At 50.6% G+C, this 25,758-nt stretch carries 25 protein-coding genes; 14 read left to right on the top strand and 11 right to left on the bottom strand.

Features of this window, described 5'->3' with window-relative positions; translation table 11 throughout:
• The 3 genes from LG288_RS02100 (at window position 1) to arcA (ending at window position 3,531) form a co-directional block, all read left to right on the top strand.
• Window positions 1-1,014, top strand: a complete 1,014-nt coding sequence (locus LG288_RS02100; protein WP_404401555.1) for a methyltransferase — start codon at window positions 1-3, stop codon at window positions 1,012-1,014.
• Between the two features lie 67 nt (window positions 1,015-1,081).
• Window positions 1,082-2,692, top strand: a complete 1,611-nt coding sequence (locus LG288_RS02095; RefSeq protein ID WP_404401553.1) for an ATP-binding protein — start codon at window positions 1,082-1,084, stop codon at window positions 2,690-2,692.
• 116 nt (window positions 2,693-2,808) lie between these two features.
• Window positions 2,809-3,531 (top strand): two-component system response regulator ArcA, encoded by a 723-nt coding sequence (gene arcA / locus LG288_RS02090; RefSeq protein ID WP_404401551.1) that lies wholly within the window; start codon window positions 2,809-2,811, stop codon window positions 3,529-3,531.
• Here arcA and LG288_RS02085 read toward each other — a convergent pair.
• Complete coding sequence (locus LG288_RS02085; RefSeq protein ID WP_404401549.1) at window positions 3,525-3,878, bottom strand: Hpt domain-containing protein; 354 nt, start codon at window positions 3,876-3,878, stop codon at window positions 3,525-3,527. The two genes, arcA and LG288_RS02085, sit on opposite strands and share 7 nt — an antisense overlap.
• Window positions 3,879-4,067: 189 nt before the next feature.
• On the opposite strand from LG288_RS02085, the gene folE2 reads away from it, so the two are divergent.
• The 7 genes from folE2 (at window position 4,068) to LG288_RS02050 (ending at window position 11,026) form a co-directional block, all read left to right on the top strand.
• Window positions 4,068-4,994, top strand: coding sequence for a GTP cyclohydrolase FolE2 (gene folE2 / locus LG288_RS02080; protein WP_404401547.1), 927 nt, complete (start codon window positions 4,068-4,070; stop codon window positions 4,992-4,994).
• 99 nt (window positions 4,995-5,093) lie between these two features.
• Window positions 5,094-5,672: a DUF2726 domain-containing protein gene (locus tag LG288_RS02075; protein WP_404401545.1), complete on the top strand. Its 579-nt coding sequence runs from the start codon at window positions 5,094-5,096 to the stop codon at window positions 5,670-5,672.
• 24 nt (window positions 5,673-5,696) lie between these two features.
• The gene (locus LG288_RS02070) at window positions 5,697-6,650 is read left to right on the top strand and encodes a cobalamin biosynthesis protein (protein WP_404401543.1); all 954 of its coding nucleotides are present in this window, start codon (window positions 5,697-5,699) and stop codon (window positions 6,648-6,650) included.
• Window positions 6,651-6,699: 49 nt separating this feature from the next.
• Window positions 6,700-7,701, top strand: a complete 1,002-nt coding sequence (locus tag LG288_RS02065; RefSeq protein ID WP_404401541.1) for an adenosine kinase — start codon at window positions 6,700-6,702, stop codon at window positions 7,699-7,701.
• 24 nt (window positions 7,702-7,725) lie between these two features.
• Window positions 7,726-9,111 (top strand): adenosylhomocysteinase, encoded by a 1,386-nt coding sequence (gene ahcY, locus LG288_RS02060; RefSeq protein WP_404401539.1) that lies wholly within the window; start codon window positions 7,726-7,728, stop codon window positions 9,109-9,111.
• A complete protein-coding gene (locus LG288_RS02055; RefSeq protein WP_404401537.1) occupies window positions 9,111-9,701 on the top strand; it encodes a GNAT family N-acetyltransferase in 591 nt (196 codons plus the stop codon). Before ahcY ends, LG288_RS02055 begins: the two co-directional genes overlap by 1 nt.
• Window positions 9,701-11,026, top strand: a complete 1,326-nt coding sequence (locus LG288_RS02050; RefSeq protein ID WP_404401535.1) for an NAD(P)/FAD-dependent oxidoreductase — start codon at window positions 9,701-9,703, stop codon at window positions 11,024-11,026. The genes LG288_RS02055 and LG288_RS02050 overlap by 1 nt, the downstream gene beginning before the upstream one ends.
• Here the strand turns inward: LG288_RS02050 and LG288_RS02045 are convergent.
• From LG288_RS02045 to rplU, 8 genes are all read right to left on the bottom strand, one after another.
• Entirely contained in the window at window positions 11,021-12,166 is a 1,146-nt protein-coding gene (locus tag LG288_RS02045; RefSeq protein WP_404401534.1) for an ABC transporter permease, read from the bottom strand. The two genes, LG288_RS02050 and LG288_RS02045, sit on opposite strands and share 6 nt — an antisense overlap.
• Complete coding sequence (locus LG288_RS02040) at window positions 12,166-12,900, bottom strand: ATP-binding cassette domain-containing protein (RefSeq protein ID WP_404401532.1); 735 nt, start codon at window positions 12,898-12,900, stop codon at window positions 12,166-12,168. The genes LG288_RS02045 and LG288_RS02040 overlap by 1 nt, the downstream gene beginning before the upstream one ends.
• Before the next feature lie 3 nt (window positions 12,901-12,903).
• Entirely contained in the window at window positions 12,904-14,370 is a 1,467-nt protein-coding gene (locus LG288_RS02035) for an alpha/beta hydrolase (protein WP_404401530.1), read from the bottom strand.
• A 143-nt stretch (window positions 14,371-14,513) separates the two neighbouring features.
• Window positions 14,514-14,888, bottom strand: coding sequence for a DUF3718 domain-containing protein (locus LG288_RS02030; protein ID WP_404401528.1), 375 nt, complete (start codon window positions 14,886-14,888; stop codon window positions 14,514-14,516).
• Between the two features lie 112 nt (window positions 14,889-15,000).
• The gene (gene folA / locus LG288_RS02025) at window positions 15,001-15,501 is read right to left on the bottom strand and encodes a type 3 dihydrofolate reductase (RefSeq protein ID WP_404401526.1); all 501 of its coding nucleotides are present in this window, start codon (window positions 15,499-15,501) and stop codon (window positions 15,001-15,003) included.
• Window positions 15,502-15,553: 52 nt separating this feature from the next.
• Window positions 15,554-16,723 carry an Obg family GTPase CgtA gene (gene cgtA / locus LG288_RS02020; protein ID WP_404401524.1) on the bottom strand — a complete coding sequence of 390 codons (1,170 nt, stop codon included), beginning with the start codon at window positions 16,721-16,723 and terminating at the stop codon, window positions 15,554-15,556.
• A 136-nt stretch (window positions 16,724-16,859) separates the two neighbouring features.
• Window positions 16,860-17,117, bottom strand: coding sequence for a 50S ribosomal protein L27 (gene rpmA / locus LG288_RS02015; RefSeq protein ID WP_404401522.1), 258 nt, complete (start codon window positions 17,115-17,117; stop codon window positions 16,860-16,862).
• Window positions 17,118-17,132: 15 nt separating this feature from the next.
• Window positions 17,133-17,444 (bottom strand): 50S ribosomal protein L21, encoded by a 312-nt coding sequence (gene rplU / locus LG288_RS02010; RefSeq protein ID WP_404401520.1) that lies wholly within the window; start codon window positions 17,442-17,444, stop codon window positions 17,133-17,135.
• Window positions 17,445-17,647: 203 nt separating this feature from the next.
• On the opposite strand from rplU, the gene ispB reads away from it, so the two are divergent.
• A complete protein-coding gene (gene ispB, locus LG288_RS02005; protein WP_404403005.1) occupies window positions 17,648-18,619 on the top strand; it encodes an octaprenyl diphosphate synthase in 972 nt (323 codons plus the stop codon).
• Between the two features lie 45 nt (window positions 18,620-18,664).
• On the opposite strand, the gene mdh is transcribed toward ispB, so the two are convergent.
• Entirely contained in the window at window positions 18,665-19,597 is a 933-nt protein-coding gene (gene mdh / locus LG288_RS02000; protein WP_404401518.1) for a malate dehydrogenase, read from the bottom strand.
• A 132-nt stretch (window positions 19,598-19,729) separates the two neighbouring features.
• Here mdh and argR point away from each other — a divergent pair, with 132 nt between their 5' ends.
• Window positions 19,730-20,203: a transcriptional regulator ArgR gene (argR, locus tag LG288_RS01995; protein ID WP_404401516.1), complete on the top strand. Its 474-nt coding sequence runs from the start codon at window positions 19,730-19,732 to the stop codon at window positions 20,201-20,203.
• Here the strand turns inward: argR and LG288_RS01990 are convergent.
• Window positions 20,179-21,141: a Dyp-type peroxidase gene (locus LG288_RS01990; protein ID WP_404401514.1), complete on the bottom strand. Its 963-nt coding sequence runs from the start codon at window positions 21,139-21,141 to the stop codon at window positions 20,179-20,181. The two genes, argR and LG288_RS01990, sit on opposite strands and share 25 nt — an antisense overlap.
• A 127-nt stretch (window positions 21,142-21,268) precedes the next feature.
• Here LG288_RS01990 and LG288_RS01985 point away from each other — a divergent pair, with 127 nt between their 5' ends.
• Window positions 21,269-23,029: a DUF885 domain-containing protein gene (locus LG288_RS01985; protein ID WP_404401512.1), complete on the top strand. Its 1,761-nt coding sequence runs from the start codon at window positions 21,269-21,271 to the stop codon at window positions 23,027-23,029.
• A 139-nt stretch (window positions 23,030-23,168) separates the two neighbouring features.
• Window positions 23,169-25,757, top strand: a complete 2,589-nt coding sequence (acnB, locus tag LG288_RS01980; protein ID WP_404401510.1) for a bifunctional aconitate hydratase 2/2-methylisocitrate dehydratase — start codon at window positions 23,169-23,171, stop codon at window positions 25,755-25,757.
• Window position 25,758: the final 1 nt, after the last annotated feature.

Here is a 25,758-nt window from a genome sequence, read left to right as displayed (position 1 = left end):
ATGGCGTCACAAACAACTTCTCAGGCGGTCGCGCGACTATTAGAGCGTCAGCCGCATCAACCCTGGTCCGGCGACGGCAGTCAGCAGAAAAAACTATTAGTAGTAAATCCCGACGGCGACTTTTTAACCGACTTAAGCGATACCGCCTGGTGCTTTCATGCCGGCCATGCTGCTTATTGGCAACAGCCTTATTGCCAGGCCAAGGCTCCGGATTTAACCAATTTTTTTGGCGTCCTTTTTATTGTTGCCAAAGAACAGGCACTGAACCAGTATGTGCTTGAACAGCTATCAGAGCTGGATGCCGACACACCGGTCTGGCTGGCGGGGGAAAAACGCGGTGGTATCGCTGCTTTGGTTAAAAAGCTGCCGGCATTTTTTGCGCCCCCGGTTAAGCTGGCTTCTGGTAACCACTGCCAGCTTTTCCAAACTACGATTACTGAGTCGCGACCAGCACCTGCGCTGGCTGACTTTATTCATTCTGTGCCGATTAATTTAACGAATCAGCAATTTTCTGTACGGAGCCTGCCCGGCGTTTTCAGCAAGGGACGTCTGGACCCGGCCACTGAGCTATTGCTGGAGATACTGCCGCCGCATCTGCCCGACCCCATTTTAGATTTTGCCTGCGGCAACGGCGTTATTGCCGCTACTATCGAGCGGCGTCAACAGGCGCAGCTAAGCCTTTGCGACGTTAACCCGATGGCAATTCAGGCTGCGCAGCTTAATTTAGCCGCGGCCGATAACCAATTTTTCTGCAGTGACGGAATACCTCCTTCTCTACCGCCACAAGCCTGTATTATCAGTAACCCACCCTTTCATACCGGGTTAAAAACCGATTACCAGGTCGCCCGGCGTTTCATTGTTGATGCGCACGACAAATTAATTCGGGGCGGACAGCTCTACCTGGTCGCTAATAATTTTCTGCCCTGGCCGGAGGTCATTATCGCTACCTTTGGTCATTGCCATACGCTGGCCAGCAATAATAAATTTAGTGTTTATCAGGCGCAAAAAAGTTAAGCGTCAGCATTAACGATTTGCTAACATGTGCTGATTCTGTTGACCACCAGCTGACGTAACTAACGACATGCAGACGATATCCCTAAAACGTGGGCTCATTACCATTGTCTTACTGGTAACAAGCTTTGCTCTGGCCATAGGGTTTAGTATTAATGTTGTCAGCCAGGTTTCTCAATATCAGACCTCAATTACCAAACGAGTAGAATCTTACGCAAAAATCGTAGCCGGTAACGCGGTTCAAAGCGTCGCCTTAAACGACAACTATGGCGAAACGAGACGTTTAGCGCCCCTTGCTAACAGCGAGTTCGTCGAACATGTGCACATATACCGACTTGATCCTAACAGCGGTGATCTGTCATTTTTCTCCAGCTATAACCGCGACGGACTAGCCCCTATCCCGGCTAAATTTGCGCAGTTAGAACAACTCGACCGACCGCGCTGGACTCCTGATTATATTGAGGTAGCTGAGCCCGTTAAGCTCGATCAGAATATCATTGGCTATGTTTATCTGCGCGGTTCGACCGGCGAAGTCGATCAGTTTATGTGGCGGGCTATCGCAATAGCCGTAGTGGTCTTCATTATCACTATTATCGTCTGTTGGCTCATCAGTATTCGCTTGCGACAACGCATTAGCCGGCCATTAGAGCGCATCGTCGACATAGTAAGCCAGGTGGCCCGGGATAAAAACTATGCCCTGCGCCTGGCCGATTCTGAAATTGCCGAGTTTAACGAGTTAAGCGACTCGCTGAATATTATGCTGGAGCGTGTGCAACGACAAATCACCCGCCAGCAGCGGGCCGAACGGGAAGCCAGCCAGTTAAATGCCGAGCTGGAACAAAAAGTCACTCAACGGACACAGGCATTGCGCGAGTCCAACCAGGAGCTGCTGACCACTTTAGAGCAATTACACCAATATCAAAGTCAGTTAGTGGAGTCAGAGAAGATGGCGTCCCTTGGCGATATGGTTGCCGGCATAGCGCATGAGGTCAATACCCCGATTGGCTTGTCGATTACCGCTTCGACACTGCTGCAGGACAAGCTCGCTCTGATGCAGGAGAAATTTGACGAGAACCGTATCTCAGCCAACGAATTTTCGCGCTTTTTAAGCGACTGCGACGAAAGTCTGACCATTATCTATCGTAACCTAAACCGTTCGGCGGAATTAATTACCAGTTTTAAACAAGTTGCGGTGGATCAGTCCTCAGAGGTCGACCGAACGATTAGCGTATGCAGTTTTATGCGCGATGTCCTGACTTCCATTAAACCGCGCCGGCTGGATCCGGAAAAATTTCCGATTGATGTGCAGTGTCCCGAAGAACTCCAGCTAATCACTAAGCCGGGTCCTTTAAATCAGATACTGATCAATTTAATCGTTAACTCCATGGTGCATGGCTTTGATGGTCGCGAGTCAGGTCAAGTAACGATATCTTTTGAGCTGATGGATGATGAGCTGGAAATCACCTATCAGGATAATGGTGTCGGTGTTCCTTTCGATTTGAGAAAAAAAATCTTTGATCCTTTTGTTACCACTAAACGCGGTTCAGGTGGCGCAGGGCTCGGACTGCACCTGGTTTATAACCTGGTAACTCAGGTACTCGGCGGCAGTATTCACTTTTTTAGTGAACAGGATCACGGCGTAGAATTTACTATTAAATTTCCAGTGACACCGGTCAGTTAGCTTATCCGATAGCGGCAATCGCTACCACTTTCCCGCCTTTGCTTGAAAATTTTTGAACAAAAGTCATAATATGAAGTCAATAAGTCGATAATACTATGCCCTGATTGCGGAGACCTATGAACGCCAGACTATTAATTGTAGAAGACGAGGTAGTCACTCGTCAGACCTTGACTCGCTTGTTTCAGCAGGAAGGCTATGAAGTTTTTGACGCAGCTGACGGTCTGCAAATGGAAAATATCATGCGCCAGGAACGTATTGACCTGGTGATCATGGACGTCAACTTACCGGGCAAGAATGGTCTTGAATTAGCCGAGTCCCTGCGCGAGCGGGACAACATCGGGCTGATTTTTCTGACGGGCCGTGACAGTGAGGATGATCGCCTACTTGCGTTAGAACTGGGTGCCGACGATTATTTGATAAAGCCCTATAATCCAAAAGAGCTGACCATTCGGGTACGCAACCTGTTTCGCCGTATCGAAGCGTCGCGTAACAGCAACACGGTAGAAAGCGACAGCGTCCAGTATCACTTTCACGGTTGGCGTCTTAACAGCGATAGCCGCTGTCTGTATTCGCCCGAAAAACAAATGTTCCGCTTACCGAAAAGCGAATACCGTGCGCTGGAACTGTTTTTAACCAATCCGGGACGCATTCTGGATCGTGAAACCCTGGTGAAGCGCATGCTCGACCGGGATTTACGCCCTAATGACAGGACGGTCGATGTGGCCATACGCCGTATTCGTCGTCACTTTGAGTCGCATCCGGATACCCCCAATTTAATTACCACCATTCATGGTGAAGGGTATCGTTTTGTCGGTGAGGTTACGCAAGAAGCTCAGTGAGCTTCTTGATTTAGCCATTCCTGCAGTTGCTGGCGATGTGGAATAACCGAATCGGCCCACTCGACCAGCAGCTGTTCGACTTGTGGCCACTGCCAGGGTTCTTTTTCTATCCGCTCCATTAAAGCAGCCAGTTGCGTTAGTCCGACCGAGTTACAGGCCCCTTTGACTTTATGAGCCTGGCTTCGCAATTGCTCTTCGTCTTTATTCTTGGCGGCCTGATGAAGAATACTGGCATAACTTTGAATAATTTGGTCGAAAGTTGTCAGGGTTGCTTCAAGCCCTTCTTTACCCAAACTTTCGTAGTACTGCCTTAATAGCTGTTCATCTAACACCGGTTGCTCGGCCATTACCTTAGCTCCTTTAAATCCAAATCCTTATCCTGTGCGTAATCCTTCATTCAGTCAACCGATACTGACAATCGGTAAACTTGAGTATAATTTTTCTTTTGGGAATGAAATGATCCCAGCATCTACGATATAATTGCGGACTAATCAGTTATGCTTAATACAACACAAACCAATCGGAGTTCCAAACGAATGCCTAATAGCATGCCCGATGTCGCTAACCATAGCCAGGCACAAACCGAAGGTACCCTGGATTGGGTTGGCATGAGCAACATAGAAGTGCCTCTTATGGTGGCTGCCTCTGATGCCGCAGAGCGGCCGGTCGCTGCGCACGTAGAGGCGTTCGTTAACCTTAAAGATCCGAAGACTAAAGGCATCCATATGTCGCGCCTTTATTTGTTGCTGGATCAACTGTCAACTGAAGGTGAATTAAGCCACGCGTCGCTGAAGCAGCTGTTGTGCGACTTTATTGACAGCCATCAGGACATCAGTGATCAGGCTTTTATTAAGTTTGATTTTGAATATCATCTGCGTCGCGAGTCGCTGATTAGCCGTAAAAAGGGCTGGAAAGCTTACCCCGTTAGCTTAACCGGGCGTTACGATGCCGGTAAACTATCGCTGGAGCTGGCAGTTGATGTGCCTTACTCGTCAACCTGTCCTTGTTCGGCTGCACTGGCTCGCCAGCTAATACAGGAAGCTTTCGTCGATAAGTTTTCCGACCAGGAAATTATTGATAAAGCGACGATTCATGAATGGCTTGGCAGCACCGAAGGCATCGTAGCCACCCCGCACAGCCAACGGTCGACGGCCCAGGTAAAAGTAAAACTGGCAGAAGGTCTGGAAGAATTCCCAATCGTCGCGCTGGTAGATGCCGTCGAGGGAGCACTGAAAACTCCGGTGCAGGCTGCTGTTAAACGCGAAGATGAACAGGAATTTGCACGCTTAAATGGTCAAAACCTGATGTTCTGCGAAGATGCATCCCGTCGCCTGCAGCACCAGCTGAACCAGATGCCACTGTTCACTGACTTTTGGGTCCGGGTCAACCACTACGAATCGCTGCATGCCCATGATGCAGTCTCGGTCACCACTAAAGGCGTTGAAAGCGGTTATAAAGCCTAGTTAATAGCGCCGCTTTTAGCCGGCCAGACACCTCACCTAAGGAAACTGGCACATAATTTGCTTTACCTTTTATGTGTCAATTTTTTGGTGAGGTGAATTATGGAACTTGTGCTTTTGCTTTTCGTTGTCGTATTAATCGCGGTGGCCCTGATCGCCAGCCGCATGTCCGAAAATTATGTTCCCTACCCCTATAAGCTTAAAGACGTCAGCTTGTGTACCGCGCAAGAAGCGCAGTTTATGACGTTACTGGAAAAAGCAGTCGGTAAAGACTTCCGTATCTTTAGCCGGGTTCGTTTAAGCGACATTGTCAGTGTAAAACCCGGAGTCTCCGGCAGCGTGCAAAAAGACGCACAGAATAAAGCGAACCAGCGCATTCTGGATTACGTGTTGTGCGACATTGATACCCTGCAGATTAAAGGCGTTATTGAACTGGAGCCTGCCACCTCGAACCTGACGCAACAGAAACGTAACCTGTTTCTTAAGAATACGCTGGCAGCGGCCGGCCTGCCTTTTCTGCGCTTTAAAGCAAAGCCGGGTTACCGGGTAGCCGATTTACACGATTACATTCACGGCAAGATCCGTCAGGCGGAGCATCTGCGTGCAGCTGTGCCGAAAGCCGAAAACCCGGCAACACAGGAAGGCGGTACCGATCGTCATTCATCACCGGTTGCCGCTTAACCATTTATTCGGCAAACTGAGTGGATGACAGAATCAGACCTCATTGAGTTACTATGGTCACCATGGACACTGGCGCTACTGGCTTTGTTGCTGGAGCGCTGGCTGCCCTGGCCGGAACAATGGCATCCACTTGCCATTTTTCGTTTATTCGCCAATTATCTGCAAACCAAAGTTAACCCCCCCCATTACGCTGGCGGGCAGCAGCGCCTGGCCGGATGGCTGGCGTTGGTGCTATTGCTGGTACTGACTCTGATACCCACCGCCATTGTAGTGTATGCCGCCGAATTATCGCAGCTGGTTGGCGCTCTTGTGCTGCTGGTGTGTTTACGTCAGCGGCCCTACCTGCAGGTGCTGAACAGCGTGCGTCGACTGGCACAGAAAAACCAGAAACGCGCTGCCCGGGCACTATTGAGCCGGATCACCGAACGCGACTGCGATCAGCTAAGTCGTCATGGTTTAGCAAAAACCGCGCTGGAATTGCGCGCCATGAGCGTGCTGCAACACCGCTTTGTGCCGCTGCTTAGCTGGTTGCTGGGCGGGCCCATTTTGTGCCTGGCTTTACGTCTTATTACCGAGCTTTATCACCTTTGGCCAGTCAGTCATTCCCGTTACCGGCACTTTGGTCTGGCGACCCGCGCCTTGTATGCGGTCAGCGTATCAGCAATAACACTAATGCCGTTGGCGCTGATTGAGTTGGCAGCCGCTCTTAAAGGCCAGCGTCCAAGGCAGCCGCTGACGCCCTCCAGCGCATGGTTGCGGCCCGATGCCTGGTGGCTTGAGGCGCTAAGCCGACTGCACAATGTCAGCCTGGGCGGACCGATAAAAATTCAGCAACGGCGGCTTTCGCGGCAACGTTTTGCCGGCCGGCCCGCCGAGCAGGTGTGGCAGCGAACCGTCACTGTATTGATGCGTTGGCAGACACTGAATCACTTTCTGCTGTTGGCCGGACTATTGCTAAGCTACATTTATCGATTCTGATAGCAACTTGGGCTATACTATGCGCCTTAATTAGCAACCCCTGTATGTTATGAAAAACATTGATGTAATCGGTATTGGTAACGCTCTGGTCGATCAGGAATTTGAGGTTTCAGAAGCGTTTTTGCAGCAGCACAAAATCGAAAAGGGCATGATGGCTCTGATCGAAGAAGACGAACAAAATAAACTGATTGCCGAACTGAGCAAGTTAGGCGAGTTAAAAAAGCAGTGTGGCGGAGGTTCTGCCGCTAACTCGTTAGTTGCTTTTGCTCAGTTTGGTGGTAAAGCATTTTACTGTTGCAAAGTCGCTAATGATGAAGCGGGTCAGTTTTATCGCCAAGATCTAGAACAGGTAGGCATACGTACTAACCTGGAACAGCAAAAAAACGTTGGTATTACCGGTCGTTGCCTGGTGATGGTAACACCTGATGCCGAACGCACTATGCGTACGCATTTGGGTATTACGGCTGACTTATCCACCACCGAGCTGGATGAAGAGGCTATAGCGGCAGCAGATTATCTGTATATTGAAGGGTATTTAATCACTTCAGAAATAGCTCGCGGGGCGATTACCAAAGCCAAACAAGTTGCACGGGACAACGGCACTAAGTTAGTGGTCACCTGTTCCGATCCGGCCATGGTTAAATACTTCCGTGATGGTATCGACCTGATATTAGACGGCGGCGTTGATTTGTTGTTTTGTAATCGCGAAGAAGCACAATTGCTAACCGGTGAAGACGATGCCGAAGCAGCAGCTAAAGCCTTGCTGGAGAAAGCCGGTACGGTAGCCATTACACTGGGCAAAGACGGTGCTTTGGTGATTGATAACGAGCGTCAGGTCTACATCCCGGGTGTTAAAGTCGACGCGGTTGATACTAACGGCGCCGGCGATATGTTTGCAGGTGCTATGCTATATGGTATGACTCAGGGCATGACATTAGCTGATGCCGGTCGGCTGGCCAGTCACGCCGCTGCCGAACTGGTGACTGAGTTTGGTGCGCGATTAAGTAAAGAGCGTCAGCAGCAGTTGCTTGAGCGCTTATTCAATCAATGATAATTGCAGATTAAGAGAGCTATTATGAGTTTGAACGATCCGAAACACACAGATTATAAAGTTGCAGACATTGGGCTGGCTGAATGGGGTCGCAAAGAAATCGCCATTGCCGAGTCCGAGATGCCTGCCTTAATGACGATTCGTCGTAAGTATGCTGACAGTAAGCCACTAAAGGGTGCACGTATCATTGGTTGTATCCACATGACCATTCAGACAGCGGTTTTAATCGAAACTCTGCTGGAACTGGGCGCTGAAGTACGCTGGTCATCCTGCAACATTTTTTCGACTCAGGATCACGCTGCTGCCACGATGGCCGCCCGTGGTGTGCCGGTATTTGCCTGGAAAGGTGAGACTGAAGAAGAGTACGAGTGGTGTCTGGAACAAACCTGTCACAAAGACGGCGACCTGTGGGACGCCAATATGATTCTGGATGACGGCGGCGACCTGACGCTGTTAATTCATGATAAGTTTCCGCAGATGCTTGAGAAAGTCCACGGTATCACCGAAGAAACCACCACCGGTGTCCACCGCTTACTGGACATGCTGGAAAAAGGTACACTGAAAGTACCCGCCATCAATGTTAATGATGCGGTGACTAAATCTAAAAATGACAATAAATACGGCTGCCGCCATTCACTAAATGATGCAATTAAGCGCTCTACCGACCACTTGATGTCCGGTAAAAAAGCCTTAGTAGTCGGCTACGGTGATGTTGGTAAAGGCTCAGCCGCCAGCCTGCGTCAGGAAGGTATGATTGTCAAAGTGACCGAAATTGACCCGATTTGCGCCATGCAGGCCTGCATGGATGGCTTTGAAGTCGTTTCGCCTTATCTTGATGGCATCAACGACGGTAAGGGTAGCAACATTAATAAAGCCTTACTGGAAAATACCGACCTGATTGTAACCACTACCGGTAATATGAATGTCTGCGATAAGCATATGCTGGCCGCGGTAAAATCTTCTGCCGTGATTTGTAACATTGGCCATTTTGATAACGAAATTGATACCCAATTTATGCGCAATCATTGGCGCTGGGAAGAAATTAAACCGCAGGTGCATAAAATTTATCGCTCTGATGACGACCAGGATTACCTGCTGTTACTGGCCGAGGGTCGGCTGGTTAATTTAGGTAATGCAACCGGTCACCCCAGTCGTATTATGGATGGTTCTTTTGCTAACCAGGTACTGGCTCAGCTGCACCTGTTTGAGCAGAAATTTGCCGATATGTCCGAGCAGGACCAACAGCAATATCTGCGCGTGGAAGTGTTACCAAAACATCTGGATGAAGAAGTGGCACGCTACATGGTGCAGGGCTTTGGTGGGGTTGTAACCCGCTTAACACCGGCTCAGGCTGACTACATTCACGTTGACGTAGACGGTCCATTTAAAACGGACGAGTACCGTTACTAATGAGTCAATACGATCTCACTGTACGACCCATAACGGCTGCCGACTCGGCGGCCGTTATCGATCTGGCCAACCGGGTACATGGCGATAATTACCTCAATGAAGCTTCGCTGACAGCCCTGCTGGAAGGCGGCACAGAAGGTTCGGTAAAACTCAATTACCTGGCCGAACACGCCGGTCGCATTGTCGGTATCCGCCTGACTCTGGCACCCGGCAACTGGTCTGTTGATGATGCCTGCACGGTCGAGCGCTGGCCACTACCGGCCTCCCGCATCTGCTACTTTAAATGCGCTGCCGTTGACGAACAGGCGCGCGGCATGGGCATTGGTAAAAAGCTATTACAGCACAGTATTAATGCTGCTAAACAAATCGGTTGTCAGGCCGGGCTGGCGCACATATGGATGCAGAGCCCGAATAACAGCGCCTATGAGTATTTCTCCCGCTGCGGCGGGGTGTTAATTAACCGACACCCGGACCGTTGGCTACAAGCATCCCTCAATGACGGTTATCACTGCATAGTCTGTGACGGTGTCTGTCACTGCGAAGCCGGTGAGATGATGCTTTCATTTGATTCGTTTGACTCGCCGGCCTAATGTACGATCCGCTGACGGATAAGCACCTGGCTGCCGCACAGCCGATGACGGCCAGCTATTGGCAGAAGACAACTGAGCGAGAGTGGCCTGGCAGCGAAAAGTTACCGGCCCAGACCGACCTGCTAGTGATTGGTGGCGGCTATACGGGTCTTAATGCGGCCCTGACATTAGCGAAAGAGTATCAATGCGAGGTTACCTTAATTGATGCGAACCGGCTGGCCTGGGGCTGTTCGGGGCGTAACGCCGGTTTTGTGATGAAAAGTACTGGCCGGCTGGGGCTGGCACAGTGGGCTGCAAAAACCGACGAGCGCACAGCTTTACGCATTGCCGATGAACACCAGCAGGCACTTGAATTGGTCGAGCACCATATTCAGCAGTGTCCCGACCATTGCGATGTGCAGCGCGGCGGTTATATTAAGCTGGCTCACAACGCAGGTGCCATCAGTCCGTTACGTCAACAGTATCAGCAACTGCGTCAATTCCAACAGCCTGTCAGCTGGTTGTCAGCCGATAACCTGAGCGATTACCTGCGCAGTGATAATGCCCGCGCAGGGATTAAATTTGATGATTGCTTTAGTCTTAATCCGCTTAAATTAGCTGCTGCTACAGCGAAGCAGGCTGCCAACAGCGGTGTTCGCCTGGTAGAAAACTGCAGCGCTCTGAGTGTTAAGCGACTGGCTAATGGCTGGCAACTGGCTACCACTGAGGGCGACGTTCGTTGCCGTAAACTGTTGGTCTGTACCAACGCTTACATTGCAAATTCGCTGATACCCGCGCTGCAAGGTCGGTCACTGCCGGCTTTGTCCAGTATCATTACGACGCCCCCGTTAACCGATGAGCAATTAGCCAGCACCGGCTTGCAGCCACAGCATGCCTACATGGACACGCGCAAGTTAAAATATTATTTCCGCTTATTGCCGGACAAGCGTATTTTAATGGGGGGTCGTGGTGCAATTTCGGGTAAGCATGCCCAGCGGCCCGTTTATGCTGAGCAACTGTTAAGCGCACTGAAAGGATCCTTCCCCGGTTTACAGGAACTGCGCAGCTGGGACGATTTCTGGAGTGGCTGGGTCAGTGTGTCGCTGGATAACTATCCCAGAGTGGGTGCTGTTGGCGATGACCTTTATACAGCCATTGGCTACTGTGGCGCCGGTGTCAGTTTTAGCGCCTTAGCCGGTCGCCGCCTGGCACAAGCAGCTATGGGCGAAAGTTTGCCCACGCTGCCCTATTACCAGATGCCCCTTAAGCGTTTTCCGTTAGCCCGGCTAAGACGACTCGGTCAGTGGGCTTATTATCATTATGCCCGGGTTTCCGATAGCTTATAAACCGAACACCGTTTTTTCACTGCGCAGCATACGGGCAATCAAACGGACGAAAATGTAAGCCAGTATCGCCGTGGCTGCGGCGCTGATTCCCGCCCCGACCCAATTTACTGACTCGCCCCGGATCATTGACAAAAACGCCTGATGTTGGCCGGTTAACGGCAGGTAATAGAGAATTGGCGTTTTTAGCCGGGCAAACTCAACCCCGAAAGAGGCGGCCATAGGAATAACGAGTAAAAAACTGATGTAAGTTTGTGCTTCTTTAAAGTTTTTTGCCCGGAACGACACAAATAACTGCAGCACGGTAGCCAGTAAAGCCAAAGGAATTAACAACAAAAACATCAGCAGCAGCATAGATAGCGAAAAGTCGACACTCATGCCAATGTCCTGTAATGGCACGTAGGCGAAAATGACCGGAATAACAACCAGTGCGAGTGCCGCACCCAGCAGTGCAAAAGTAGCTGCCGCCAGAGTTTTACCCCAGACAATCGCCTGAGTGCTGACGGGTTGCGAGAGCAGGAACTCCAGTGAATTACGTTCCCTTTCGCCCGCGCTGATATCAATAGCCACATTCATTCCCGACCAGAACACCGACAATAAAATGAACACCAGTACACTGCCCATGATAAGCGCTGCTTTCGAACCCCGGGTCGCAAGGTCCTGTTTGCTCAGGTTAATGGGCTCTGCCACGCGCGGGTCAATACCCCGCAACAGCAGCCGGTAATGACTGATTTGTGCAGCATAAGACTGCACCGCCTGTTCAACCCGACGAATATCCGTTTGTTGCTTTTGCGCAGACCAGTCAGCCTGCAGCGTCAGCGTAATCGGTTCTGCGGTTGCCAGCTTATCGTCCCATAAGGCCGGGATTGTCAGGGTAATCGGAGTTTCTGAGGCCGACCAAGGCTGATCACGCTCAATAACGCCCTGACGGTTTAAATGGTCCACCAGCTCGGGCGCATGTTGCTTGCCGTTAATGGATATTTTTACATCCGCGGGATCGGTCAGCTGGCTAATAAGAAAGAAGAACGCAACGGCCATCAGCATGGGTCCAAAAAAAGCATAAGACATGGCCGCCAGTAATGAGCGTTTGTCCCTTGCAGCGTCAGTCACCTCTTTACGCCAGAGAATGGAGATCATATTCATTAGGCTACAATTCCTTCATCGCTGCCAATAATCTTGACAAATGCTTCTTCCAGCGCCGCTTCCCCGGTCATCCGGCACAGCTCATCAGGGGTTCCTTCAGCCGCTACGGTGCCGTTGGCCATAACAACCACCCGGTCACATAATGCCGCGACTTCCTGCATAACGTGGCTGGAAAATAAAATACAGGTCCCCTGACCGCGTTGCTCACGCAGAATGTCCCGCAATATTCGCGTACTCATTACATCCAGCCCACGACTGGGCTCGTCTAAAATCAAATGATTGGGCTGATGAACTAGCGCCTGTGCTAACGCTACCTTCATCCGCTGGCCTTGCGAAAAACCCGCTGAACGGCGTCCGCTCAACGCCTGAATATCCAATTGCTCGATCACAGCACTGACCCGCTGTTCGAGCTGCTCCCCGGCAACGCCATGTAACTGTGCAAAATAGCGTATTTGCTCGTTAACGGTCAGGCGTTCGTACAGACCAAACTTATCCGGAAATATCCCAATTTGGCGGCGGGCATCAAGGGGAAATCGGTTTGCATCAACTTGATTGATCAAGGCTTTACCCTGGTCTGCTTTTAGCAGGCCATAAATAATGCGAAGGCAAGTGGTTTTGCCGGCCCCATTAGGACCCAGCAATCCGGTGATTTGGCCATCTGGGGCACTAAAGCTTAACTCCCTTAACGCCTGTACTTCATTAAAGGTTTTACTCAGCTTTGTTACCGTTAACATAATTTATAGCCCCTGGCCGTTAGCGTTTAACACGAAAGGCTGCAACCTGCGTTGCTGCAGGCAACTATCGTCCAGCGTTTCAACACGAGCGGTTTCAATGAAATCTGCCACCAGTTTATTTGCACAGGTATGTCCGGCGATTGTATGACTGGCATGCTCGGCAACCAAATGGCGGCTATTGGATAATGTCTGTGCCGCTAAATCGCCCCACGCGGCAGGCGTAACCGGGTCCTGACTGCCCGACAACAGCAGTACCGGTTTATCGGATTGCACCGGTTTCGCCCAGGCCGGATCCACAGGGTCGGTGACCCACCCCGCACACATAGCTTTAAAAGCTTCGCCGGTTCGGCCGCCAATAAAATCATTGTCAGCATCACTGGCAAACAGTTGGCTGTCGGCACGCGGCAGGTCTTCACTGCAAACAACAGATAGCATTAAGCCCAGGTAGATTGAGTTTTGTGCCTCAATCGTAGTGCCGCCCATTAGCCCGAGTATCGGCTGGTAGTTTTGCTGACTTGCCTGGCTAATTGCATAAGGTAATAACTGACGAGTAAATGGGCTGTAAAGACCCATCCGCACCACCGAACTGAAGCGGCCCGCAGTCATTCGCAACGTTAACGGCTCGTTAGTTAACGGATCTTTCGTTTCGAGCAGCTGGCCCTGCGTTTCAAGGCTTTCCATCACCTGTTGATAGTCTGCCTGCAGCTGCGGGAATTGCTCGGCACAGGCTGTTTGTTGACGGCAATCCCTCAGCATAGCCTGGAACGCCGCACTACCGTTTAACCCGAAGGGCCCGATAACCACTTGCGGAGGCGCGACCGCGTCCAGCGTGAGCGTTCGCACCGAGTCAGGATATTGTTGCAAATATTTGAGACCAACGCGGGTCCCGTATGACGCACCATATAAATTCAGTTGCTGAATACCCAGCTGGCTGCGCACTTGTTCAAAATCACGGATACTGTTTAGGGTGCTGTATTGAGTCAGATCCGTATGCGGATACTGCTGCCGGCAGTCGTTCGCCATTTGCTCGAGATCTTGCTCATCGTCTGTGCGAATCAGCTCATCGGCATGTTCAATATCACAGCTAAGCGCGTGGCTCTTGCCGGTGCCGCGCTGATCGATCAGCAGGATATCGCGTTGTTTTCTCACGCCCTCAAACATCCGCGCGATCATCGGTGCCAGTTCGGTTGCCGCCTGGCCCGGTCCTCCCGCTAAAATCAGCAGAGGATCGTTTTTTTTCGCTTCGGTTATCGCCGGTAAGATAGCGTAATGAATGCGCAGCCTGCGCTCACCGGGTTGCTGATGATTTTCGGGTACCGACACAAAGCCACACTGCAGTTGTTCATCGACCCCGTCAATAAAGCAGGCCTCCTTTGAAATACCTGCGGGCGCCGCTTCAGCGAATGCCGCTACCATAAACATTAGGCCTGCTAATGGCTTAAGTCCCTTGCGCGCCTGTTTCCAATACATCCCTTGTTCCTGCGTAAAGTTCACCACGGGACTTATGTTACTGAGCTTTTGCCGGGACGCAATGAAAAGCCGAAGATTAATTGTTAACAAATATGAAAAAGGCTCCCGCAGGAGCCTTTTCGTCATCAACTTGTAGCGTCTTATTACAGACCAGCGCGCTCTTGTATCGCAGCAGCAATGTCTGAGCCACCATGGCCATTTTCCTGCGCCCATTGGTAATCGCCATTGGATTGCAGCTCGTCAACTGACAGCCGCCCGACAATAAAGGTTCCTACATCGCTGGAGCCGTTAGCCATTGCAAACTGCAACAGGCTTTGACCGTTACACTGAATGCCGCTGTATATGTCCCGGATACGAACACGAGAATCGCGTAGTTTCTTACGCATACGCATGGTGTCATCACCCTGAACGTATGTACACAAGCTTAATGCCAGTTCGTTGGCCTGTGCCTGCTTTGAAAAACTAACTCCCGTTGCAGCAACCACTGCCATCAAAGAGCCCAATACTAATGATTTCATCTAGGTAACCTCTATCACCAACTGCTCAAAATTTCACCAAAAGAATACCCTATTTCGGGTCCTGCTTCAACGCTGATTTAACTCGATAAGCACTTGATTTTATAACATTTTATTAACTTACTTTATCTAAAATCCGAGTCGTATAAGCCGGCGTGTCCGGCCCTTCGGGGGCAACATACTGACATTCAACCTGGCGCCAGTCAAATACACTCTGGTAATCCGGAAAGTGTGTATCGCCGGCTACGTCCAAATCAATTTCGGTAACATATAAACGATCTGCATAGGGTAAAAAAGCCTGATAAATTTTTCCACCGCCGATAACCATCAGTTCATCCACCGGCCCGGCGGCAGCTATCGCCTGTTTTACGCCGGAGACCCAAACCACTTGATTATTCTTGGTTTCTGGGTGACCTGAAGCATGGGAAAGGACAATATTCTGGCGTCCGGGCAGTGGCCGCCCTAACGATTCAAACGTCTTACGCCCCATAACAATTGGCTTACCCAAGGTGATCTTTTTAAAGTACTTAAGCTCACTTGGAATATGCCAGGGCATTTTATTATCGCGACCGATGACTCGCTTATTCGCCATTGCGGCGACGAGTGAAATTTTCATTTAACTACCCCGGACTTAGACTGCAAAAGAAAGCTTGCGTCAGCGACGCAAGCTAGCGCTCGTATACGACTTCGACGTCGTAATCGTCATCATCAAAATCATCATCGTCGTCATCTTCGTCTTCAGCATCTGCCATGGCCTGGTCATGGTAGCTGTCCCACTTAAAGTCAACGGGATCTGCTTCGGTGGCTTTCTCCGCTTCTTCATGAGGCGACGGTAAGGTTTCGATAAGTGCCATGACATCCCGGCACAGCGTTTGGGTATCGCGACCTTCCAATGCCGCAATTTGATAAACCGGCCCATCCCAGCCCAGTTCATTAACCAAAGCATCGACCAACTGTTGGCGCTCTTCTTCCAGCACTAAGTCAATTTTGTTGATCACTAACCAGCGCGGTTTGTCGGCTAGCTTAGGACTGTATTTTTCTAATTCTTCAATAATGATCCGCGCCTGCTCAGCAGGATCAGTGTCATCATAAGGGGCCAGGTCTACCAAGTGCAACAGCAGACGACAGCGCTCCAGATGCTTAAGGAACTGAATTCCCAGGCCAGCACCCTCTGCAGCACCTTCGATCAAACCGGGTATGTCGGCAATAACAAAGCTTTGATGCGGCGCCGGACGAACAACGCCCAGGTTGGGTACTAAGGTGGTGAAAGGATAATCAGCTACTTTCGGCTTGGCGGCTGAAACTGAGCGGATAAACGTTGATTTACCGGCATTGGGCATGCCCAGCAGACCAACGTCAGCCAGCAGTATCAACTCAAGTTTTAGTTGCCTGACTTCGCCTGGGGTGCCATCGGTTTTCTGCCGCGGGGCACGGTTTACACTGCTTTTAAAGCGCGTATTACCGAGGCCGTGAAAGCCGCCCTTAGCCACCATCAGCCGCTGCCCATGTCGGGTTAAATCGCCCAGCACTTCGCCGGTATCTTCGTCAGTCGCCCGGGTACCGGGGGGAACCATTAGGGTCAAATCCTCGCCGCGCTTGCCGGTACAGTTTTTACCCATACCGTTTTGTCCGCGCTGGGCCCGGTGGAAACGTTCGAACCGATAATCGATCAGCGTGTTGAGGTTTTCGTCTGCCTGCAAATACACATCGCCGCCGTCACCTCCGTCACCACCGTCGGGACCCCCTTTGGGGATATACTTTTCGCGCCGAAAACCGATACAACCGTTCCCGCCATCGCCCGCCTCAACGCGGATTTCTGCTTCATCGACAAATTTCATTGATTACTTACTTAGTTACTTACTTGATTGACTATCCAGAACGGAATTCTAGCACAAATGAAAAAGCCCCGCCGTAAAAGGCAGGGCTTAACTTATTTTACGCTCGCTTTTAGGCGAACGATAAAAATCGTCTTAATTAATCAGCAACAACGCTGATGTATTTACGATTCTTGTTTCCTTTGGTTTCAAAAGACACTTTGCCTTCTGAGGTCGCAAATAAGGTGTGGTCTTTGCCCATACCTACGTTTGCGCCGGCGTGGAACTTAGTACCACGTTGACGAACCAGAATGTTACCTGCTAACACTGACTCACCACCGAAACGCTTAACACCCAGACGTTTACTTTCTGAATCACGACCGTTTTTGGTTGAACCACCAGCCTTTTTGTGTGCCATGTCGTTACTCCTTAATTAGCTGTTGATACCAGTGACTTTCACTGCAGTGAACCACTGGCGATGACCTTGCTGCTTGCGAGAATGCTTACGACGACGGAATTTGACGACTTTAATTTTGTCGCCACGACCGTGGTCCAACACTTCCACTTTCACTTTGCCACCTGATACGAACGGAGCACCGATTTTTACATCGCTGCCGTCAGAAACCATCAAAACCTGGTCGAACTCAACTACGTCTCCGGTAGCTGCTTCCAGTTTTTCCAGGCGGACGATTTGGCCTTCAGTCACACGGTGCTGCTTACCGCCACTTTGGAATACTGCGTACATAGAAATCTCCACAACCCTTATGGGTATCCGAATTTAAATCAGGCGCGAATTGTACGTAATCCCGAAAAGTAACGCAAGCAGTAATTTCACTAGCACCCGTTCGCCAACGGCGCCTGCGCCCAGACCTTAGTCAGCCTATCCCTTTTTAGCAAAATCATGTAGCATGTTGGCTCCGTTAAATTTTGTAAAAATAGACAGTTATGATGGATATCCAGTCCATTAATGCGTTAGCCCGGCAGGACATGCAAGGGGTTAATGCGCTAATCGGTGAACAGCTGACGTCCGATGTGGCGTTAATCAACCAACTCGGCCTGTACATTGTTAACAGCGGCGGTAAGCGGTTACGTCCTTTACTTACGATTCTGGCAGCCAAAGCACTGGGCTACCAGGGTAAAGAGCACCATAAGCTTGCGGCTATTATCGAGTTTATTCACACCGCAACCTTATTGCACGATGACGTTGTTGATGATTCAGAACTGCGCCGGGGTCAGAAAACAGCCAATGCGGTGTTCGGTAATGAAGCCTCGGTGCTGGTTGGTGACTTTTTATATACCCGCGCTTTTCAAATGATGGTGCAGCTAAACTCGCTGCCTATTCTTAGTGTGCTGGCGGATGCCACCAACATTATTGCTGAAGGCGAAGTGCTACAGTTGATGAACTGTAACGATCCGGACACGACAGAGCAGCGCTACTTTAATGTTATTTATGGAAAAACCGCAAAGCTTTTTGAAGCGGCGACCCAGTTGTCCGGTATGTTAACCGGTCAGGATGACACCGTAACCACTGCCATGGCTGACTATGGTCGTTATTTAGGTACAGCTTTTCAGTTAGCCGATGACCTGCTGGATTATACTGCTGATTCCGAAGCCATGGGTAAGAATGCCGGTGATGACCTGGCCGAGGGTAAGCCGACTCTACCTTTGCTTTATGCCATGTGGCACGGCAACCAAACCGAGCAGGCACTTATCCGGCAGGCGATTGAAGCAGGCGATGGCCGCCAACATTTGCACAGTATTTTAGCCACCATGCAGCGTACCGGAGCACTTGATTACAGTCGTGATAAAGCATTAGAAGCAGCCCGGCAAGCACGGCAGGCTTTGAACGATATCCCGGCATCAGACTATAAAGAGGCACTGTTAGCTCTGGCCGATTTATCGGTTAACCGCATTTCATAAAAAAAGGCCCCCGGGTTTGCCGGAGGCCTTTGTATCATAAACAACTTATTTTGCGAAATCGAAACCCTTCTGGATATCGTCTTTCAGACCGTCCAGCATCTCGTTCATGCACTGTTTTTCATAGGCACTCAGTTCGCCATAAGACAACACTTCTTCAGCACCGTTTTTACCCAGGCGTACTGGTTGAGCAAAGAAAGTAGCATGCTCACCCAGACCTTCCACATAAGTACACTCAACCGTTTCCTGGCCCTGCAGACCCTTTAACAGTGACAGGCAGAAGCGAGCCGCCGCCTGACCCATAGACAAGGTCGCTGAACCACCGCCAGCTTTGGCTTCAACTACTTCGGTACCGGCATTTTGAATACGATGCGTTAGATCTTTGATTTCTTGTTCGGTGAATTCAACGTTCTCGACCTGCGACAACAGTGGCAGGATCGTTGTACCACTATGGCCACCAATCACTGGAACCGTCACATTCTCAGGGTTTAAGCCACGCATTTCAGCGACAAAGGCTTCTGAACGGATAACATCAAGGGTGGTAACACCAAAGAGTTTGCGCTTATCGTAGCAACCATTTTTTTCCAGTACGCTTTTGGCGATAGGCACTGTGGTGTTTACAGGGTTAGTGATAATGCCGACACAGGCGTCAGGACAGTTATCTGCCACGCCCTGTACCAGATTCTTAACGATACCGGCATTCATATTAAACAAATCAGAACGATCCATACCCGGTTTACGTGGCACGCCGGCGGGAATCAAAACAATATCGCTGCCAACTAAAGCTGAAGCAAGGTCGTCTTTACCAAAACCTTCGACTTTAACGTCCGTCGGGATATGGCTAAGGTCTACCGCAACACCAGGTACCACCGGTGCTACGTCATATAACGACAGTTCAGAACCTGCAGGTAACTGCGTTTTAAGAAGTAATGACAAGGCCTGGCCGATACCACCGGCCGCCCCTAATACGGCTACTTTCATCTCAGACTCCACTTAACTGGTTGATGTTTTTTTGCATAAAGCAAGAATAGTTATGCAAAATTTGTTGCAAAACTGTACTCTACTAAGTTCTAAATTACAAATTTACCGCATTAACCCGGAGCCAATTTTAACATGGCACAGACGCAATTAATTGCCGCCTTTATGGCGCTGTTAAAAGAAGAGCAATATGGCTCGCAAACTGACATAGTGGAAGCCCTCAAGGCGGCAGGCTTTGACAATATCAGTCAATCCAAGGTTTCCCGCCTGCTGAGTAAATACGGCGCGGTGCGTACACGCAATGCCAAACAGGAGATGGTTTACTGTTTGCCCTCAGAAATCAGTGTCCCTTCGGCCAAGGCGCCGCTAAGTCAGTTGGTCCTCGATATTCAGCATAATGACGTTATGGTGATTATTCGCACCAGTCCCGGTGCCGCTCAGTTAATCGCCCGTTTGCTCGACTCGGTCGGCAAAAAAGAAGGCGTACTGGGCACAATCGCAGGTGATGACACGGTGTTTATCGCCCCGCTAAAAGTTGCCGAGATTGAGTTTACTTTCAGCAAGGTGCAGGACTTATTTGCCGCTCACTCCGGTAACGAGGAGTCCTGAATCAAGTCACCTTGTAAAGGACAGCTGTGGCGATTGAGAAAGGCCACTGACGGAACAAAAAAACTGGCGTTGTTGACCGCCTGAGTGTAGTCCAGCAGCGGGTCGTAATGGCCCTGCTCATCTTCGTAATAACGTTGTTTTAACCACTGCGTTACGGCTTTTGGGTGTTGGGTAAAGTATAAAGCCAGCAACCCCTGCTCGCGTAAATCACCCCAGGGCATATTTTGCCGGAGTAACGGAATGGGCTGCTCCTGATCATCCACCAGGCGGGTTTTACTGGCATGAGTGACCCCTTCAATGTCAGCTTCGGGTAGTCGCTCCCCTGTTACTTTATCGCGTCCCATCAGTTGCTCCTGGCGAGCACTGCCCAGTTCGTCCCAATGCCTGAGATCGTGGCGGAACTTCTGCAGTAGTAAGTAGCTACCATCAGCGAACTCGGGCTCCGCTGCCGCATCCAGCAGCGCGACGTTGCGCTTACGCAGCCCTCTGGGATTATCCGGTGCATCGATAAAACCGCTTAAGTCACGGCCGTCGAGATAGCGGAAGGTGCGCAACTGCTCAACCACTTCGATGTCATAGCCCAGCCAGCCCAATACCGCGCGCCCGGCCAGATAATTTGCATCAAAGCGGTCCGAACGTATCTGCAGCAGTAAATCCACCGGTTGACGGGGCGCTTCGCGGTCGGCTTGCTGCAGCTCCGGGAAGCGATGCAGGTAAATGGGCTTGCGCTCCGGATAGACCACATCCCAGTAGTCGGCTCCAATTGCCACAAACCCGTTTAACATCGACTCGGAAAAGCGATCATCAAGTTCAGCAATAATTGCCGGCACCCGCGCGAGTTTGCGGCGTACGCTGTCGACGTCATCCGTCATTACATTACAAAACAGTGTCAGCCCATGAAGATTAGGCTCGGCACATACTCCCGATTGAGCTTTCACTAAACTGTATCCCCGTTTTATGATTCATGCTGCGATACCCGGTGCGCTTTTTACGTTCTTTTAACTTGCTGTCAAATACTGGCACTATAGAATGCCTGTACAAACTATTGCTTCGCAAGGAAAAATTATGCGCAAAACCCTCATCGCCCTGACGCTTTTGTCACTAACAGCTTGTGCTAATCAGTCTTCGACCGCAACCGGTTCTGCTACACAACAAAATAACGCCGCTGTTGCCGACTCAACAACAACGCAATTTGAAAGCCTGGCTGACCGGATCTGGGAGCAGCTTTCTGCCCGCAATGACACTGCCTTGCAGGATATGTCGCCGGCAGCTCTGCAACAGCGTTATCAACGCAACAGCGACTGGCTGGCACAGCTGAATGCGGTCAACACGGAGCAGCTAACCGAGCAGGATAAAATAAACCACGCCATGATCCGCTACGTGTTGAAAAATGCAGTGGACAACTACCGGTTTAAAGCACATCTGATGCCGTTAACCGCTGAGGGTTCGTTTCACAGCCGCATTACCTTTATGCCGGCTAACACCAGCTTTAACAACAGCCAGGATTACCAGGACTATGTTGCTAAGCTGGGTACCGTCGAGCGCTACATGAAGCAACAGATGAACTGGCTGCGAGAGGCGATTGAGCAGGGCTATACCCAGCCAAAGGCAGCCATGGCCGGTTTTGAAGAAAGTATCCTCGCCTATATCGTTCAGGATGCTGAGCAAAGCGTATTCTTTACACCGTTTTTAAGCCAGCCGTCTTTTATCGGCGATAATGACTGGTCTGAACTACAGCAGCAAGCTCGTCAGACGATTGATGAACAAATTATGCCAGCCTACGACCGTTATTTTCAGTTTATGGTCGGTGAGTATCTGCCCAGCGCCCGCGAATCAGTAGCAGCCAGCCAGCTGCCTGATGGCGAGGCTTTTTATAAAAATCGTATTGAATATTATACGACCACCGACATGACAGCCGAAGAAATTCATCAGGTAGGCCTTCAGGAAGTGGCGCGTATTCGTGCCGAAATGCTGCGGGTCATTGATGAGAGCGGCTTTGACGGTGACTTTGATGCCTTTGTTGAATTTTTGCGGACCGACCCGCAGTTTTACCCGCAAACGGCTGAAGAGTTACTCAGCTACGCTGCCCGGATTGCTAAAAAAATGGACGGGCAATTACCTAAGCTGTTTAAAACACTACCGCGTAAGCCTTACGGCATTGCGCCGGTACCGGCCGAAATCGCGCCCAAATATACAACCGGCCGCTACTCCGGTACCAATCGAGATGACCGCGCCGGTTTTTACTGGGTCAATACCTACGCTCTGGACCGCCGCCCCTTGTACCAAATGGAAGCCTTAACATTGCATGAAGCCGTGCCGGGCCACCATTTGCAAAACGCCCTGGCCGGAGAAATGGAAGGCGTACCTGAGTACCGTCAGCAAACCTATATTTCGGCCTTTGGCGAGGGCTGGGGATTGTATTCTGAGTACCTGGGTCTGGAAGCCGGTTTTTACCAGGACCCTTACAGTAATTTTGGTCGTTTAAGCTATGAAATGTGGCGCGCGGCACGACTGGTTGTCGATACCGGTATGCACGCGATGGGCTGGAGCCGGCAGCGGGCTATTGACTTTATGGCCAGCAATACTGCTTTGTCCTTACATAACGTTACCACCGAAATTGATCGGTACATCACCTGGCCTGCACAGGCACTCTCTTACAAACTGGGTGAACTAAAAATTAAGCAATTGCGGGCGCGTGCCGAGCAGGAACTGGGCGATGCTTTTAATATCCGCGAATTCCATGACGCCATTCTGGCCAACGGCAGCGTGCCTCTGGATATCCTCGAAGCGCAGCTAAACGACTGGATCGAAAAACAAAAGTCTTAACCTACCGGGGTGGATCCATTCACCCCATTTATTACGCGAATAGGGGGGCCGCTCATGGGAATTGTGCGGCCTTCGGCGTATAATGCGCGCTACCAATTAGTCAATCTGTATTTGTGCCAACTAACATGAGGTAATACTAGTGCTTAAAGAATATCGTCAGCACGTCGAAGAGCGTGCCGCAGAAGGTATCCCCCCTAAGCCGTTAACGGCTGATCAGGTCGCTGACTTAGTCGAGTTGCTGAAAAATCCACCGGCTGGTGAAGAGCAGTTCCTGGTTGAGCTTTTAGCTGAGCGTGTGCCGCCCGGCGTTGACGAAGCGGCTTATGTTAAAGCCGGCTTTTTAAGCGCTTTAGTCAAGGGTGAGATCGAGTGCCCGGTAATCAGCCCGCAAGACGCCGTTAAACTGCTGGGTAACATGCACGGTGGTTACAACATTGAAACCCTGGTGGCGCTGCTTGATAACGACCAATTAGCGGAACTGGCTGCTGAACAGCTGAAACATACCATTTTAATGTTCGATGCGTTTCACGATGTCGAAGAAAAAATGAAAGCCGGTAACCCGATAGCAAAACAAGTAGTTGAATCCTGGGCAGAGGCCGAGTGGTTTACCAGCCGCGAGAGGATGGCTGAGCAAATCAAAGCAACTGTATTTAAAGTAACCGGTGAAACCAACACCGATGACTTGTCACCAGCTCCTGATGCCTGGTCTCGTCCCGATATCCCGCTGCATGCTAAGGCCATGTATAAAATGCCCCGCGAAGGCATTACTGACGCGGGTAAGCAAATTGAAGAATTAAAACAAAAAGGCTATCCCGTTGCCTTCGTTGGCGATGTGGTCGGTACCGGCTCTTCGCGTAAGTCTGCCACCAACTCGGTTTTGTGGAACATCGGTGAAGACATGCCCGGCACCCCGAATAAGCGGGCTGGCGGTATTTGTATCGGCGGTAAAGTGGCGCCCATCTTTTTTAACACCATGAAAGACGCCGGCGCTTTAGTATTTGAAGCCGACGTTGAAAACATCGCGATGGGTGATGTCATCACCATTTATCCTTATCAGGGTAAAATAGAAAACCAAGCCGGTGAAGTTATCGCCGAATACGATTACGCTTCACGGGTTATTCTTGACGAAGTGCGCGCCGGCGGCCGTATCAATCTGATCATTGGCCGTGGCCTGACGACTAAAGCGCGCGAATCTCTGGGCTTAGGTCACAGCGATTTATTCCTGACTCCGGAGCAACCGCAAGGCAGTGAGAAAGGCTACACGCTGGCACAAAAACTGGTGGGTAAAGCCTGTGGTATGGAAGGTGTCCGCCCGGGAACCTACGTCGAGCCTAAGATGACCACGGTTGGCTCGCAGGATACCACCGGACCTATGACCCGCGACGAATTAAAAGATCTGGCTTGCCTGGGCTTTAATTCTGACTTGGTTATGCAGTCTTTCTGTCATACTTCCGCTTATCCAAAACCAGTAGATGTAGAAACTCAGCACACCCTGCCTGACTTTATTATGAACCGCGGTGGTGTCTCTCTGCGTCCCAACGACGGTATCATTCACAGCTGGCTGAACCGCATGCTGTTACCGGATACTGTTGGTACCGGTGGTGACTCTCATACCCGTTTCCCGCTGGGCATTTCGTTCCCGGCCGGCTCTGGTCTGGTCGCATTTGCCGCGGCTACCGGCGTTATGCCTCTGGATATGCCTGAATCAGTGCTGGTTCGCTTTAAAGGTAAAATGCAGCCGGGCATTACACTGCGTGATTTGGTTCATGCAATCCCGGCCTTTGCAATCAAGGAAGGACTGCTGACGGTCGAAAAACGCGGTAAGAAAAACGCTTTCTCTGGTCGTATTCTGGAAATTGAAGGACTTGAGCACTTAACCGTAGAACAGGCCTTTGAGTTATCCGATGCGTCAGCAGAACGCTCTGCAGCCGGTTGTACTATTAACCTGTCAGAGGAGTCAGTAGCTGAGTACCTGCGTTCAAATGTTACCATGCTGCGCTGGATGATCAACGAGGGTTATGGCGATGCGCGGACCCTTGAGCGTCGTGCCCGTAAGATGGAAGAATGGCTGGCTAATCCTGAGTTAATGCGTGCTGATAAAGACGCTGAATACACCGAAGTCATTGAAATCGACCTGGATGAGATTAAAGAGCCTATTGTTTGTTGTCCGAATGACCCTGACGACGCTAAGTTTTTAAGCGAAGTTGCCGGTGATAAAGTCGATGAAGTTTTCATTGGTTCCTGCATGACAAACATTGGTCACTTCCGCGCAGCCGGTAAGTTGCTGGAGAAAAACTCGGATCCGTTGAATACACGGCTATGGATTGCGCCACCGACCAAGATGGATAAGGCGCAGCTGGAAACCGAGGGTTATTACGATATCTATGCCCGCAATGGCGTCCGCACTGAGATGCCGGGGTGTTCATTGTGTATGGGTAACCAGGCACGTGTGGAACCCAATGCAACGGTACTGTCGACTTCAACCCGTAACTTCCCGAACCGTCTGGGCGATGGTGCGAACGTTTATCTGACCTCCGCCGAACTGGCTGCGGTTGGTGCTATCGTCGGTCGCCTGCCAACACCGGAAGAGTATCTGGAGTACGCACAGGACATTAATGCGATGGCCGGCGAAGTTTACAAGTATCTGAACTTCGACCAAATGGATGCGTTCCGTAAAGCTGAAAAAGCCGCGCAGGAAAATATCATTCCGACCATTAATGTGGCTTAAT

Source organism: Idiomarina seosinensis, assembly GCF_044797955.1.
GTDB classification, from domain to species: Bacteria; Pseudomonadota; Gammaproteobacteria; order Enterobacterales; family Alteromonadaceae; genus Idiomarina; species Idiomarina seosinensis_A.
The sequence above is the reverse complement of the archived record's forward strand: the minus strand, read 5'-3'. Positions and strand labels throughout refer to the sequence as shown.